This is a genomic window from Streptomyces scopuliridis RB72, from assembly GCF_000718095.1.
Classification (GTDB): Bacteria; Actinomycetota; Actinomycetes; order Streptomycetales; family Streptomycetaceae; genus Streptomyces; species Streptomyces scopuliridis.
Genome location: NZ_JOEI01000001.1, coordinates 1 through 17,128 on the forward strand (window position 1 = coordinate 1; position 17,128 = coordinate 17,128).

Here is a 17,128-nt window from a genome sequence, read left to right on the forward strand (position 1 = left end):
TCGCTGATCCGTACGGTGGTGTCGCGGGTGGGCGGATGTATCGCACGGGTGATGTGGTGCGGTGGCGGTCGGACGGGAATCTGGAGTATCTGGGCCGGGTCGATGAGCAGGTGAAGATCCGGGGGTTCCGGGTCGAGTTGGGTGAGATCGAGGCGGTGCTGGCGGGGTATCCGGGGGTGCGTCAGGTCGCGGTGATCGCGCGTGAGGACCAGCCCGGTGTGAAGCGGTTGGTGGCGTATGTGGTGGGTGATGCGGGTGTGGATGTGTTGCGTGAGCATGTGGGCGCGGCTGTGCCGGAGTACATGGTTCCTGCGGCGTTCGTGGTGGTGGACGGCCTGCCGGTGACGGCGAACGGGAAGCTGGACCGCCGGGCGTTGCCGGCTCCGGACTACGGTGCGGTGGCGACGGAACGTGGTCCGGGGAGTGTGCGGGAAGAGGTGTTGTGCGGGGTCTTCGCGGATGTGCTGGGTCTGTCGCGTGTCGGTGTGGATGACAGCTTCTTCGATCTGGGTGGTGACAGCATTGTCTCCATTGCCGCCCGACTACGGCATCGGCGCCGTACCGCTCACCCCGATCGTGCACTGGCTGCGGGAGCGTGGTGGTCCTGTCGAGGGTTTCCATCAGTCGATGGTGGTGCGCACGCCTGCCGGGCTGACGTGGGAGCGGCTGACGGCGGGGCTGGGGACGTTGCTCGATCATCATGACGCGTTGCGGCTGCGGTTGCGACGTACGGGCGGCGACTGGGAGTTGGAGACGATGCCGCGCGGCGCGGTGAACGCCGCCGAGGTCGTCACGCGCGTGGAAACGGCGGACGGTCTGCAGCACGAACCGCTCTGCCCGGAGACGGGTGAGATGGTGCGCGCGGTGTGGTTCGACGCGGGACCGCACGACTCCGGCCGGCTCCTGCTCGTCCTGCATCATCTGGTGGTCGACGGTGTCTCGTGGCGGATTCTGCTGCCGGATCTGGCGGCGGCCGTCGCGGGCAAGGAACTCGAACCGGTCGGAACGTCGTTGCGGCGCCGGGCCGAGCGGCTCACCGACCTCGCCCAGGAACCCGCCCGGCTCGACGAACTCCCCCTGTGGACCGGGATCTTGGAAGGACCCGATCCCTTGCTGGGCGTCCGCCCCCTGGACGCGGCGCGCGACACCGCGGGCACCGTACGGCACCTCACCCTCACCCTGCCGTCGGACCGTACGCGGCCACTGCTGACCACCGTGCCGGCCACCTTCCACGGCGGTGTGAACGATGTGCTGCTGACCGCCCTCGCGCTGGCCGTCGCCGACTGGCGGCGCCGCAACAACCGCGGGGAGACGACCTCGCTCCTCGTCGACCTCGAAGGCCATGGCCGCGAGGACATCGCGGACGGCGCCGATCTCTCCCGTACCGTCGGCTGGTTCACCAGCCTCTATCCGGTACGGCTGGATCCGGGGACACCGGACTGGGGCGAGGTGTGGGCCGGCGGCCCCGACGTCGGGCGAGCGCTGAAGCTCGTCAAGGAGCAGCTGCGGGCCGTGCCCGACACCGGCATCGGCTACGGTCTGCTGCGCCATCTCAACCCCGGCACAGCGCCGGTGCTCGCCGCCCTCCCGACCCCGCAGATCGGCTTCAACTACCTCGGCCGCCTCGAAACCGGCACCGAAGCCGACTGGACCGCGGCTCCGGAGGCGGACGGGATCGGCGGTGGGGCCGATGACGCGATGCCCGTCCCGCACGCCGTCGAGATCAACGCGCTGACCCAGGACGGACCCGAGGGAGCACGGCTCAGCGCGACCTGGACGTGGCCCGCGGGGCTTTTCTCCGAGGACGAGATCCAGGACCTGGCCGAGACCTGGTTCCGCGCCCTGGACGCCCTCGTCACCCACGCCGAACGGCCGGGTGCCGGTGGGCACACCCCGTCGGATCTGACCTTGGTCTCGCTCACCCAGGACGAGATCGACGCATTCGAAGACGAGCTGGAACCTGGAACCGAGTGGGAGATGTCGAAGTGAGCCAGTCCGCGGTTGAAGACATTCTGCCTCTGTCGCCCCTGCAGGAAGGGTTTCTCTTCCACGCGGTCTACGACGACCAGGCACCCGACGTGTACACCATGCAGTTCGCCTTCGAACTCGTCGGCCGGGTGGACGCGGAGGCTCTGCGCACAGCGGCGGAAATCCTGCTGCGCCGGCACGCCAACCTGCGCGCGGGATTCCGCCGGCGCAAGACCGGCGAGGCCGTGCAGGTCATCCGGCGCACCGTGGAACTGCCCTGGGACGTACGGGATCTGAGCGGGCTCGGCGAGGACGAGCGGACGGCCGCGCTCGCCGGGATCCTGGCGGACGAGAAGGCCCGCCGGTTCGATCCGGCGGCGCCGCCGCTGGTGCGGTTCGTCCTCGTACGGCTGGCCGACGACCGCTTCCGTCTTGTGCTGACGAACCATCACATCCTGCTGGACGGCTGGTCGATGCCGCTGCTGGCGCAGGAGCTGTTCGCGCTCTACACGAACGGCGGGTCCGAGAGCGAACTGCCGCGCGTCACCCCGTACCGCGACTATCTGGCCTGGCTCGCCGGCCGGGACCGCGAGGCGGCGCGGGCAGCCTGGAAGGAGGCCCTCGCCGGCTTGGCCGAGCCGACGCTGCTGGCCCCCGGCGCCATGGGCGGGGAGCGCGCAGCGGTGACGCCGCGCCGGGTGATCCGCGAGCTGCCGGCCGAACTGACCGCGTCGCTCGCGCGGTTCGCGCGCGCCCGGGGCCTGACGCTGAACACACTGGTCCAGGGCGCCTGGGCGGTACTGCTCGGCCGGCTCACCGGACGCCAGGACGTGGTCTTCGGTGCGACGGTCTCGGGCCGTCCGCCGGAGATCCCCGGCGTGGAGACGATGGTGGGGCTGTTCATCAACACCCTGCCGGTGCGGGTCGAGTTGCGTCCCGGGGAGCCCTTCGTCCAACTGCTCACCAGGCTCCAGGACGAGCAGTCGCGGCTGATGGAGCACCAGCACCTCGGTCTGCGCGAGGTGCGGCGCCTGGCCGGTGCCGGGGAAATGTTCGACACCCTGACCGTCTTCGAGAACTATCCTCTGGACCCCGCGGGCCTCGAACCGCTCGGCGACGGCGTGCGGATCGGCGGCGTCGAGGTCAACGACGCGACGCACTACCCCGTCACCCTCGCGGTGATCCCCGGCGACCGGCTCACCCTGCGGGTGGACCACCGGCCCGATCTCGTAGGTGCCGACGCCGCCGAGCAGCTGACGGCCCGTCTGGTGCGGCTCCTGGAGACGGCGGTCACCGCCCCCGACCGGCCCGTCGCGACCATCGACGTGCTGGATTCCGCCGAGCGTGAGCGGGTGCTCGTCGAGTGGAACGCCACCGGGCGCGAGGTCCCGTCGGTCACGCTCACGGAGCTCATCGAGGAACAGACAGCCAGGACCCCGGGGAACGACGCCGTGGTGTTCGACGGCGGCGCGCTGTCCTACGCCGGACTCGGCGCCCGCGCCAACCGGCTCGCGCATCTGCTCATCCAGCGCGGTATCGGTCCCGAGCACCTCGTCGCTCTCGCCCTGCCGCGCTCGGCGGACACGGTGGTGGCGGCGCTGGCGGTGCTCAAGTCCGGAGCGGCCTACCTGCCGGTCGACCCCGACTATCCGGCCGAGCGGATCCGGTTCATGCTCGGTGACGCCCGGCCGGAACTCGTGATCACCACCGAGGCCGCCACTCGGGAGACTGACTCTCCGGAGATCGTGGCCCCCGGTGCCTCGTCCTCGGACGCCACCGGCACCCACGCCGCGGACACCACGGCGCGGCTGGTCCTCGACAGCCCCGGGACGGCCGCCCAGCTGGCCGGGTCCCCGGACACGAACCCCACCGACGCCGACCGCACGACCCCGCTGCGGCCGCCGCACCCGGCGTACGTGATCTACACCTCCGGCTCGACCGGCACCCCCAAGGGCGTCGTGGTCTCCCACGCCGGCCTGCCCAGCTTCTGCGCGGCGGCCGTCGAGGGCTTCGCCGTCGCACCGGACAGCCGGGTCCTGCAGTTCGCCTCCCCGAGCTTCGACGCGGCCGTCCTCGAACTGGGCATGGCCCTGACCGCCGGGGCCGCCCTGGTCGTCCCCCCGCCGGGCCCGCTGGCCGGGGAGGCCCTCGCCGATGTCCTGGCCGGGCAGCGGGTGAGCCATGCCCTCATCCCGCCCGCCGCCCTCGCGAGCGTGCCGACGACGACCGCGCTGCCCGGCTTCGGCTCCCTGATCGTCGGCGGTGACGCCTGCTCCGCCGACCTGGTGGCCCGCTGGTCACCCGGCCGCCGCATGGTCAACGCCTACGGTCCGACCGAATCGACGGTCGCCGCCACGATGAGCGGACCGCTGGCGGGCGCGGGGACGCCGCCGATCGGCCGCCCGGTGTTCAACACCCAGGCGCTGGTGCTGGACGCGGGGCTGCGGCCCGTACCCGTCGGTGTCGCGGGCGAGCTCTACATCGCGGGCGAAGGACTGGCCCGTGGCTATCTGCGGCGCCCCGGGCTGACCGCGGAGCGGTTCGTCGCCCACCCCTTCGGCGCCCCGGGCACCCGGATGTACCGCACGGGCGACGTGGTGCGGTGGCGCGCGGACGGCGCGCTCGAATACGTCGGCCGGGCCGATGAGCAGGTCAAGATCCGGGGCTTCCGGGTCGAGACGGGCGAGATCGAGACGGTGCTGGCCCGCCACCCCGGGGTGGACCGGGTCGCGGTGACCGCCCGTGAGGACACACCCGGCGTCAAGCGTCTGGTGGCGTACGTCGTCGGGGACGCGGACCACGCCGCGCTGCGGGAGCAGGTGGCCGCCGCACTGCCCGAGTACATGGTTCCGGCGGCCTTCGTCGCGCTGCCCGCGCTCCCGCTGACGCCGAACGGAAAGCTGGACCGTAAGGCGCTTCCCGCCCCCGACTACGGAACGGTGACGACGGGGCGCGGCCCCGCCAACCCCAGGGAAGAGGCCCTGTGCGCGGTGTTCGCCGACGTACTGGGACTGCCCCGGGTCGGGGTGGACGACAGCTTCTTCGACCTGGGCGGCGACAGCATCGTCTCCATTCAGCTGGTCAGCCGGGCGCGTAAAGCGGGCCTGGTGTTCACCCCGCGCGATGTCTTCCAGCACCGGACGGTGGCGGCGCTCGCCGCCCTGGCCGCCCCGGTGGAGCGGTCCGCGCAGCGGGCCCCCGACGACTCCGGCATCGGGGTGGTCCCGCTCACCCCGATCGTGCACTGGCTGCGCGAACGCGGCGGCCCCGTCGACAGCTTCCACCAGTCGATGCTGATCCGTACCCCGGCCGGGCTCGACGAGGAACAGCTCACCCAGGGGCTGCAGACCGTACTCGACCACCACGACGCCCTGCGGCTGCGCCTCACCCGCGCCGGAGGAATCGTGTGGGGTCTCGAAGTGGCGCCGCGCGGCGCGCTCGACGCCGCCGGATGCCTGACCCGGGTGGACGCCACCGGGCTGCGCGGCGCGGCACTGCGCTGCGTGGTGGCCGGCCACGGAGGCACCGAGCAGGCGCGGCTGTCCCCCGAAGCCGGCGCCATGGTGCGGGCCGTGTGGTTCGACGCGGGACCGCACGACTCCGGCCGGCTGCTGCTCGTCCTGCACCATCTGCTCGTCGACGGCGTCTCCTGGCGGATTCTGCTGCCGGACCTGGCCGCCGCCTGCCAGGCCGCGATGGAGGGGACGCGGGCCGAACTGGAACCGGTGGGCACCTCGCTGCGCGGCTGGGCCGAGCAGTTGACCGCCCTGGCGCAGCACCCCGCCCGGCTGGAGGAGCTGCCGCTGTGGGCGTCCATCCTCGACGCCCCCGACCCGGTGCTGGGCGACCGGGCCCTGGACAGGGCGCGCGACACCGTCGAGACCGTCCGGCACATCAGCCTCACCCTGCCGCCCGAGCGGACGGAACCCCTGCTGACGACCGTGCCCGCCGCCTTCCACGGAGGCGTCAACGACGTCCTGCTGACGGGTCTGGCGCTGGCCGTCGCGGACTGGCGCCGACGCAGGAACGGCGGCGAGGCGGCCCCGCTCCTCGTCGACCTCGAAGGCCATGGCCGGGAGGACGTCGTCGGCGGCAGCGATCTGTCCCGTACCGTCGGCTGGTTCACCGATCTGCACCCCGTACGCCTCGACCCGCGGGTACGGGACTGGGCCGAGGTGTGGGCCGGTGGTCCCGAGGCCGGCCGGGCGCTCAAGCAGATCAAGGAACAGCTGCGGGCCCTGCCGGACAACGGCATCGGCTACGGGCTGCTGCGCTATCTCAACCCGCAGACGGGACCCGCGCTCGCCGGTCTCCGTACCCCCCAGATCGGCTTCAACTACCTCGGTCGCTTTCCCGCCGCCCCCAAGGAGAACGGGGACTGGGCCGTGGCCCCGGAGGCGGACGGCCTCGGCGGTGGCGTCGATCCGGACATGCCGGTCCCGCACGCCCTTGAGGTCAACGCGCTGACCCAGGACCACACCGACGGACCGCGGCTGACCGCGACCCTGTCCTGGCCCGGCGATCTGCTCTCCGAACAGGACGCCCAGGACCTGGCCGAGACCTGGTTCCGGGCCCTCGACGCCCTCGCGGCCCACGCCGGAGCGCCGGCGGCCGGCGGACACACCCCGTCCGACCTCCCGCTGGTCTCCCTCACCCAGGCCGAGATCGACACCGTGGAGCGGGCCCGCCCCGGCCTGGCGGATCTGCTGCCGCTGTCGTCCTTGCAGAAGGGCCTGTTCTTCCACGCGCTCTACGACGAGCGGGCGGCGGACGTCTACACCGTTCAGCTGCTGCTCGATGTCGAAGGCCCGCTGGACACCGACGCCCTCAAGCGCGCCGCGCGCGTCCTGCTGGAGCGGCACGCCAATCTCCGGGCCGGTTTCTGGCACCACGGCCTGCCCGAACCCGTCCAGTTCGTGCCCCGTGAGGTCCCGCTGCCGTGGTTCGAGCACGACCTGTCGGGCACGGCGGACGCGGCGCGGGACGGTGAGATGGAGCGGCTGCTGACCGAGGACCGCGCCCGCCGCTTCGATCTGACCGCGCCCCCGCTGCTCCGCTTCACCGTGATCCGGCTCGGCGCCGGGCGCTGCCGACTGGTGCTGACGAACCATCACATCCTGTTGGACGGCTGGTCCACGCCGCTGCTCGCGCGGGAACTGTTCACCCTGTACGCGCGGCAGGGAAGCGACGCGGGGCTGCCGCGCGTCACCCCCTACCGGGAGTATCTGGCCTGGCTCGCGGACCAGGACCGGCGCGCCGCGCACGAGGCGTGGAAGCAGGCGCTGGACGGCGCCGAGCCCACCCTCCTCGCGCCCGTCGACCCCGGCCGCGCCGCGGCGGTGCCGGAGACGGTCACCGTCGATCTGACGGAGGCGCTCACCACCGCGCTCACCGAGCGGGCCCGCGGCCTCGGGCTGACCATGAACACCCTCGTCCAGGGGGCGTGGGCGGTTCTGCTCGGCCGCCTCACCGGGCGCCAGGACGTCGTGTTCGGTACCACGGTCTCCGGCAGGCCGCCCGAGATCGCGGGCATCGAGTCGATGGTGGGCCTGTTCATCAACACCCTGCCGGTCCGGGTCGAGCTGCGCCCCGAGGAGTCGCCGGCCTCGCTGCTCACCCGGCTGCAGGACCAGCAGTCCCGGCTGGCCGAGCACCAGTACGTGGGACTCACCGACATCCAGGGCATCACCGGCACCGGCGAACTGTTCGACACCCTCAATGTGTTCGAGAACTACCCGCTCGATCCCGCCACGATGGAGCTGCCCGGCACCGGTCTGAACGTCCTCGGGATCGACGGCCGCGACGCCACCCACTACCCGCTGACCCTTGTCGCGCTCCCCGGCCGCGCCCTGGAACTGCGGCTGCACTACCGGCCGGACGCGCTCGACCGTGACGCCGTCGAAGGGATCGGGGACCGGCTGCTACGTCTGCTGGAACTCGTCACCACGGATCCGCACCGGCGGCTCGGACGGATCGAGGTGCTCACCGGTGAGGAGCGCGCCCGGCTGCTGACGGAGTGGAACGGCGCCGTACGCCCCGACTCCGGGACGGCCGGGTCCGTCCAGCGGCGGTTCGCGGAGCAGGCCGCCCGTACTCCGGACGCGGTCGCGCTGTGCGGCTCCGACGGCCGGCAGGTCACCTACCGCGAACTCGACGTGCTCGCCAACCGGCTGGCGCACCGGCTGATCGCCTGCGGTGTGGGGCCGGAGAGCCGGGTGGCGGTGATGCAGGAACGCTCCGTCGAACTGGTCGCCTCGATCCTCGCCGTACTCAAGGCCGGCGGCGCCTACGTACCGCTCGACGCCCGCTATCCGCGGGCCCGGCTGCGGCTGATCGTGGAGCAGACCGACGCCACCGTACTGCTCACCGATCCGGCCATGCTGGACGACGCCCGCGGCTTCCCGCACGACGCCCGGGTCCTGGTCATCGACGACGATCTCGCACGGGCCGCGGAGCCCGGCACGGATCCCGGCGTCGACAGCCATCACGAGCAGCTCGCCTACGTCATGTACACCTCCGGCTCGACGGGTACGCCCAAGGGCGTCGCCGTCACCCACCACGACGTACTGAGCCTCGCCTCCGACGGGTGCTGGGACACCGGGAACCACGAACGGGTGCTGCTGCACTCGCCACAGGCGTTCGACGCCTCCACCTACGAGCTGTGGGTGCCGCTGCTGCGCGGCGGACAGCTCGTCGTGGCGCCCCCCGGCGAACTGGACGTCCACGATCTCGCCCGGGTCGTCGTCGAGCGGCAGGTCACCGGGCTGTGGCTGACGGCCGGCCTGTTCCGGATCCTCGCCGAGGAGCGGCCCGAGTGCTTCGCGGGGGTCCGCGAGGTCTGGTCGGGAGGTGATGTCGTGCCGGCGCCCATGGTCCGCAGGGTGCTGGACGCCTGCCCGACCACCGTCGTCGCCGACGGCTACGGCCCGACCGAGACCACCACGTTCGCCACGCACCACCTGATGCGCGCCGAGGACACCGTCCCCGGCACCGTCCCGATCGGAACGCCGCTGGACAACATGCGGCTCTACGTCCTGGACGACGGCCTCGCCCTCACCCTGCCCGGCGTCGCGGGAGAGCTGTACATCGCGGGCGCGGGACTCGCCCGCGGCTACCTCGGCCGGCCGGGACTCACCGCGGAGCGGTTCGTCGCGGACCCGTTCGGGCCCGCGGGGGCGCGGATGTACCGCACCGGAGACCTGGTGCGGTGGACCGGTGAGGGTGTCCTCGAATTCGTCGGCCGCGCCGACGAGCAGGTCAAGGTACGCGGCTTCCGGATCGAGCTGGGTGAGATCGAGGCGGTGCTCGCCCGCCACCCCGGCCTCGCCCAGGTCGCGGTGATCGTCCGGGAGGACCGGCCGGGTGACAAGCGCCTGGTCGCCTACACGGTGGCCGAGATACGTACCGACGCGCCGGACGCCTCCGCCCTGCGCGACCACGCCGGCGCCGCGCTCCCCGAGTACATGGTCCCGGCGGCCTTCGTCGCGCTCGACTCCCTGCCCGTCACCGCCAACGGCAAGCTCGACCGCCAGTCCCTGCCCGCTCCGGACTACGCCGCCGCCTCCACCCGCCGCGCACCGCGCACGCCCGAGGAGCGCATGCTCTGCGAGGTGTTCGCCGAGGTCCTCGGAGTGCCGGAGGTGGGCATCGACGACAGCTTCTTCGACCTGGGCGGCCACTCACTGCTGGCCACCCGACTGGTCAGCCGGCTGCGGTCGGCGTTCGGCGTGGAGCTCGCGGTCCGGGGCCTGTTCGAGGCCCCCACCCCGGCCAGGCTCGTCGAATCCATCGCCGGAGCCGCCCGGGCCCGTACGGCGCTTCGCCCCGTGCCCCGCCCCGAACTCGTCCCGATGTCGTACGGCCAGCACCGCCTGTGGTTCCTCAACCGCCTGGAGGGCGCGGCCTCCCCGTACAAGATCCCGATCGCGCTGCGGCTGCGCGGACGGCTGGACCTGCCGGCCCTGCGGGCGGCGCTCGGCGATGTGGTCGAGCGGCACGAGTCCCTGCGCACCGTCTTCCGGGAGACCGGGGGGACACCGCACCAGGTGGTGCTCGACGCTTCCGAGGCCACCCCGGCTGTCACGGTGGCCCCCCTCACCGAGGCGGAGCTGCCCGGCGCGATGCTGGAGGCGGTACGGCCCGGATTCGACCTGGCCGTGGACCCGCCGCTGCGGGCCACCGTCTTCGCACTCGGTCCCGACGAGCACGTACTGCTCCTCGTCCTGCACCACATCGCGGGTGACGGATGGTCGATGAACCCCCTCGCCCGTGACTTCTCGGTGGCCTACGCCGCCCGGGTGCGCGGCGAGGCCCCACGGCAGGATCCGCTGCCCGTGCAGTACGCCGACTACAGCGTCTGGCAGCGCGAGGTGCTCGGAGAGGAGTCGGATCCGGACAGCCCGCTCTCCCGTCAGCTCGCCTTCTGGACCACCGCACTCGCCGGGCTCCCGGACGAACTGGAACTCCCGTCGGACCGGTCACGGCCCGCCGTCGCCGGGTACGAGGGCGGCACGCTGCTCTTCCGGCTCGAACCCGAGCTGCACCAGGGGCTCCTGGCGCTCGTACGGGACAACGGGGCCAGCCTGTTCATGGTGGTGCAGTCCGCGCTCGCGGCGCTGCTGACCCGGCTCGGCGCCGGCACCGACATCCCGCTGGGCAGTCCGATCGCCGGGCGTACCGACGAGGCCCTGGACGATCTGGTCGGCTTCTTCGTCAACACGCTCGTGCTGCGGACCGACACCTCGGGCGATCCGACCTTCCGCGAACTGCTCGGCCGCGTACGGGACACGGACCTCGCCGCCTACGCCCACCAGGACACGCCGTTCGAGCGGCTGGTCGAGGTGCTCAACCCGGCCCGCTCGATGTCCCGCAACCCGCTGTTCCAGGTGATGCTCGTCCTGCAGAACAACAGCCAGGCGGATCTCGCCCTGCCGGGGCTCACTGTCGACGTCGAGACGGCGGGCGTCCACGCGGCCCAGTTCGACCTGTCCTTCGATCTCACCGAGCGCTACGGCGCCGCCGGCGAACCGGACGGCCTGGACGGCCGGTTCGACTACAGCACCGATCTCTTCGAGCGGGCCACGGCGCAGCGGCTGCTGGGCTGCTTCGTCCGGCTCCTCGAAGCCGCCGTCGCCGAACCCGACCGCCGCGTCGGACAGTTCGACATCGTCGACCCGGCCGAGCGCGGGCGGCTGCTGCACGACTGGAACAACACCGCACGTGACCAGGACATCCCCGGAGTCGTGGAGCGCGTACGGGAGATCGCGGCGCGGCGCCCGGAGGCTGTCGCTCTCGTGGACGACACCGGCGCCACCAGCTACGCGACGCTGGTCGCCCGCGCGAGCGCCGTCTCACGCGGACTGCTCGCCGGTGGTGCGGGCGAGGGCTCCATCGCGGCGATCCTGTCCGACCGCACGGCCCGGGTGCCCGCCGCGGTGCTCGGCGTGCTCGGAATCGGCGCGGCCTATGTGCCGCTCGACCCCCGCGCCCCGCTGGCCCGCAGCGCCGGCATGCTCACCGACAGCGGTGCCCGCTGGCTGCTGGCGGCCCCCGAACACCTCGACCGGGCCACCGAACTGGCGGCGGCCGCCGGCGGTCCCGTCGAGATCCTGCTGCTCACCGACGACGCTGACGACGCCGACAGCGAGTTGCTGCCCGTGGCCGGAGGTCCGGACCACCTTGCCTACGTGATCTTCACTTCGGGCTCCACGGGCCGTCCCAAGGGCGCGATGGTCCAGCGGCGCGGCATGGTCAACCATCTGCTCGCGAAGGTCGAGGACCTCGCGATGACGCAGGAGGACAGCGTGGTGGCCAACGCCCCGCTGACCTTCGACATCTCCGTATGGCAGATGCTGGCCGGCCTGGTCGCCGGCGGGCGGGTGCGACTGGTCGGGGACGACACCGCCCTGGACCCGCAGGCCCTGTTCGGCCGCGTCGCCGAGGAGCACGTCACCGTGCTCGAAGTCGTCCCCTCGCTGCTGCGCACCGCACTGGACGCGTGGGACGCGGGCGCCGAACCCGTCGGACTGCCCCGGCTGCGCTGGCTGATGGTGACGGGCGAGGCCCTGCCGCCCGACCTGTGCACCCGCTGGTTCGCCCGCTACCCGGGGATCCCGCTGGTGAACGCCTACGGCCCGACGGAGTGCTCCGACGACGTCACCCACGCCGTCATCGACAGCGCGACCCCGCTCGGCGGCGTCCGGGTGCCGATCGGCTCCCCGATCCGCAACACCCGGCTCTATGTCCTCGACGACCGGCTGCGGCCCGTCCCGGTCGGCGTGCCGGGCGAGCTGTACGTGGGCGGCGTCGGCGTCGGTCTCGGCTACCTCGGCGACCCGGGGCGTACAGCCATCGCCTTCGTCCCCGACCCGTTCGCCGCCGCGGACGAGCCCGGCTGCAGGCTGTACCGCACCGGCGACCGGGTGCGTTATCTGCCCGACGGGCAGCTGGAGTTCCTCGGCAGGCAGGACCACCAGGTCAAGATCCGCGGCCAGCGCATCGAACTCGGCGAGGTGGAGGCCGCCCTGCGCGCCGTCCCCGGAGTGACGGACGCCGTGGTCACGGTCGGCACCGACCCCGCGGGGCAGAGCCGGCTCGTCGGCCATGTCGTCGGGGCGGTCGATCCCCGCGAGGTCCGCGCACGGCTGGCGGGCGCGCTGCCGGAGGCGATGGTGCCCTCGGCGCTCGTCCTCGTGGAGGGCGCGCTGCCGCTCACCCCCAACGGCAAGGTGGACCGCAAGGCCCTGCCCGCCCCGGACTTCGCGGACTACGGGACGGGAGCCCCCGGGCGTGCGCCGCGCACCCCGCAGGAGGAGATCCTGTGCGATGTCTTCGCGGAGGTGCTCGGCCTGCCGCGGGTGGGGCCCGATGACAACTTCTTCGACCTGGGCGGCCATTCGCTGCTCGCCACCCGTCTGGTGAACAGGATTCGGTCGGCCTTCGGCGTGGATCTCCAGGTGCGGGCCCTGTTCGAAACCCCCACGGTCGCCGGTCTCGCCGCCTCGCTCGGAGTCTTCGGCTCCGGCAGGCGGGCGCCCGCCCCGGTGGAGCGGCCCGAGCGGGTTCCGCTCTCGTTCGCCCAGCGCAGGCTGTGGTTCCTCAACCGGTTCGACGCGGAGACCGCCGCCTACAATGTGCCGCTCGCGCTGCGCCTCACCGGCGAGCTGAACCGTGACGCACTGCGCGCGGCCCTCGGCGATGTCGTCGCGCGGCACGAGAGCCTGCGCACCGTCTTCCCCGAGACCGCGGGCGCCGACGCCGACGGCAGCGCCCACCAGCGGATCGTGGACGCCGAGGCGGCCCGGCCCGAACTCCCCGTCACCGAGATCGAGGAGGCGGCGCTTGAGGAGCGGCTGACCGCAGAAGCGGCCAGGGGGTTCGACCTCGCCCGCGAACTGCCGCTGCGCGCCCGCCTGTTCGCCCTGCGTCCGGACGAGCACTGCCTGCTGCTCGTCATGCACCACATCGCGAGCGACGGAGCCTCCGCGGCGCCGCTCGCCCGCGACCTCGCCGCCGCCTATGAGGCGCGGTGTGCGGGCTCCGCCCCGCGCTGGATCCCGCTGCGGGTGCAGTACGCCGACTACAGCCTGTGGCAGCGCGATGTGCTCGGCGACGAGTCGGACCCGGACAGCCCGATCTCCCGGCAGCTGGACTTCTGGCGCGGCGAACTGGCCGGACTGCCCGACCAGTTGGAACTGCCCACCGACCGTCCCCGGCCCGCGGTGGCCGGCACAGCGGGCGGCACCGTACCCGTCGTCATCGGTCCGGAGCTCCACCGGCGGCTGGTCGGACTGGCCAGGGAGAACCGGGCGAGCGCCTTCATGGTGGTGCAGTCCGCGCTCGCGGCGCTGCTGACCCGGCTCGGCGCCGGCACCGACATCCCGCTGGGCAGCCCGATCGCCGGGCGTACCGACGAGGCCCTGGACGATCTGGTCGGCTTCTTCGTCAACACCCTCGTGCTGCGCACCGACACCTCGGGCAACCCCACGTTCCGCGAACTGCTCGGCCGCGTCCGCGAGCGGGACCTCGCCGCCTACGCCCACCAGGACACCCCGTTCGAGCGGCTGGTCGAGGTGCTCAACCCGGCGCGGTCGCTGTCCCGGCACCCTCTCTTCCAGATCGCCCTGGCCTTCCAGAACCCCACCGAGGTCGGCCAGGAGGTGACCGGCCTCACCGTGGCCGCGCAGCCGCTCGGCATCGGCGGCTCCAAGTTCGACCTGTCGGTCAGTCTCAGCGACCGGCGGGCCGACGACGGCACCTGCCAGGGCATCGAGGGCCAGATCGTCTACCGCGCGGACCTGTTCGACGAGGAGACGGTCGCCACCCTCGTCGCCCGGCTCGTCCGGCTCCTCGACGCGGCCGTCACCGATCCCGACCGGCCGATCGGCGCGATCGGGCTCCTCGACGCCGCCGAGCGCGAGCGGACGGTGGTGACCTGGAACGACACCGCCACCGAGGTGCCGAGCGTGACGCTCCCCGAGCTGTTCCAGGCCCAGGTCGCCCGTACCCCCGACGCGCCCGCGCTGGTCTTCCGCGGCGAGGAGATCTCGTACGCGGAACTCAACGCCCGCGCCAACCGGCTCGCCCGGTATCTCGTACGGCGCGGAGTGGGGCCCGAGCGGTTTGTCGCGGTCGCTCTTCCGCGGTCGGCCCGCCTGGTGGTGGCCCTGCTCGCCGTGCTCAAGGCGGGCGGCGCCTATGTGCCCGTCGACCCGGAGTACCCGGCCGAGCGGATCGCGTTCATGCTGGCCGACACGGACCCGGCCCTGCTGCTCACCGACGCCGCGACGGCCGGTGAACTGCCGGACCTCGACGCGCCGCGCATCCTGCTGGACGCCCCGGGCACCGACGAAGAGCTGACCGGCTTCGACGGCACCGGCGAAGAGGCGGCCGGTCTCGACGGCACCGGCGAAGAGGCGGCCGGTCTCGACGGCACCGGCGAAGAGGACGCCGGTCTCGACGGCACCGATCTCACCGACGCCGACCGGCTGACACCGCTGCGTCTCGCCAACCCGGCCTACATCATCTACACCTCGGGATCCACCGGGCGGCCCAAGGGCGTGGTGGTGCAGCACACCTCGCTCACCGACTACCTCGTCTTCGCCGGAGGCGACTACGAAGGCATCCGCGGGACGGCGCTGCTGCACTCGCCGATCTCCTTCGACCTGTCGGTGACCGCGACCTATGTGCCGCTGACCGTGGGCGGCACCGTCCATGTCGTCAGCGATCTGCAGGACCCCGAGCCCGGCACCGCGGCGGCGCTCCAGCAGCGGCCGTGCACCTTCCTCAAGGCCACGCCCAGCCATCTGCCGGTCCTGGGCGCGCTGCCGGGGGAGTTCTCGCCGGCCACCGAGCTGCTGCTCGGCGGAGAACTGCTGCTCGGTGAACTCGTCGACGAATGGCGCGAGAAGCACCCCGGCACCACCGTCCTCAACATGTACGGGCCCACCGAGACGACGGTGAACTGCAGCGAGTACCGGATCGAGCCCGGCCAGGAGATCCCCCCGGGGCCGCTGCCCATCGGCGGCCCTATGGCGAACACCCAGTTCTATGTGCTCGACGCCCATCTGCAACTTGTACCGCAGGGGGCACCGGGAGAGCTGTATGTGGCGGGCAACTGCCTGGCCCGCGGCTACCTGGGCCGCCCCGATATGACGGCCGCGCGGTTCGTCCCCAACCCGTTCGGCGCGCCCGGTTCCCGGATGTACCGCACGGGGGACGTGGTGCGGTGGAACGCGGACGGCACGCTGTTCTTCCTGCGGCGCGTGGACGACCAGGTGAAGCTGCGCGGCTTCCGGATCGAACTCGGCGAGGTCGAGGCCGTCATCGACCGCCACCCGGCCGTCGCCAGGGCCGCGGTGATCGTACGTGAGGACCGCCCCGGCGATCAGCGCCTCGTCGCCTACGTGGTCCCCGAGCCGGGCGGTGTACTCCCGCCCACCGCCGAACTGCGGCAGTACGTCGGCGCCGACCTGCCCGAGTACATGGTCCCGGCGGCGTTCGTCCCGCTCGACGCCCTGCCGCTGACGCCCAACCGCAAACTCGACCGTGGGGCCCTGCCCGCCCCCGACCTCGGAGCGGGCACCGGTGGCCGGCCGCCGCGCACCCGCCAGGAGCGGCTGCTGTGCGAGCTGTTCGCCGAAGTCCTCGGGGTTCCCCGGGTGAGCGTCGACGACGGCTTCTTCGACCTCGGGGGCCACTCGCTGCTGGCCACCCGCCTGATCAGCAGGGTGCGTTCGACCTTCGGCGTGGACATCGCCCTCCGTACCCTGTTCGAGGCACCCACCGCGGCCGAGCTCGCTGAACGGCTCGACGCGGAAGGCGGCGAAGGGGATGACGCCCAGGGCGCGTTCGAGGTCCTGCTGCCCCTGCGCCGCGGCGGAAACCGCCCCCCGTTGTTCTGTGTGCATCCCGCCAGCGGCTTCAGCTGGTCGTACGCCGGGCTCATGCGCCATCTCGGCCCCGACCATCCGATCTACGGGCTCCAGTCCCGGGGCATCGCGGAACCGGGTGAACTGCCCACGACGGTCGAGGAGATCGCCGCCGACTACCTCAGGCAGATGCGTACGGTGCAGCCCACCGGCCCGTATCTGCTCCTCGGCTGGTCCTTCGGCGGACTCGTGGCCCACGCCATCGCCGAGCGGCTCCAGCGGGAGGGCGAGAAGGTGGCCCTCCTCGCCATGCTCGACTCCTTCCCGAGGCCGCGGGGAGAGTCCATGGACGCCGTCCTCTCCCAGCGGGAGTTCCTCGCCGGGATGCTCGACCTCGCCGGATACCACCGGGAGAGCCAGGGCGGGGAGCCGCTGGAGTTCGCCCGCGTCACAGAGATCCTCCGGCAGCAGGACGGAGTGCTCGGCTCCCTGGAGGAACGGCATGTGGCCGCGCTCTACGAGGTCTTCGAGAACAACTCGCGGATCGCGCGCGGTCATGTGCCCGGGACGTACGTCGGCGACGTCCTCTTCTTCGAGGCCGTACTCGGCAAGCCCGCGGACGCGCCGGGACCCCAGGTGTGGGCGCCGTACCTGGAGGGCTCCCTCGACAGCCACCCCATCGAGTCCACCCATGACGACCTGACCCAGCCGGGCCCGCTGGCCGAGATCGGCAGGATCCTCGCCGGCCGGCTCCGCGACCTCGCCTGACCCGCTGCCCCCTGAACCGACAA

Annotated in this window: 3 protein-coding genes; all 3 read left to right on the forward strand. The window is 72.6% G+C overall.

What is annotated here, in order from left to right:
- The coding region (locus IF11_RS41495; protein ID WP_211266745.1) for an AMP-binding enzyme at nt 1-704 on the forward strand (704 nt) is incomplete at its 5' end.
- Nucleotides 628-1,989 (forward strand): condensation domain-containing protein, encoded by a 1,362-nt coding sequence (locus tag IF11_RS41775; protein ID WP_244888218.1) that lies wholly within the window; start codon nt 628-630, stop codon nt 1,987-1,989. The genes IF11_RS41495 and IF11_RS41775, both read left to right, overlap by 77 nt.
- Nucleotides 1,986-17,105 (forward strand): non-ribosomal peptide synthetase, encoded by a 15,120-nt coding sequence (locus IF11_RS0100015; RefSeq protein WP_051745210.1) that lies wholly within the window; start codon nt 1,986-1,988, stop codon nt 17,103-17,105. The genes IF11_RS41775 and IF11_RS0100015 overlap by 4 nt, the downstream gene beginning before the upstream one ends.
- Nucleotides 17,106-17,128: the final 23 nt, after the last annotated feature.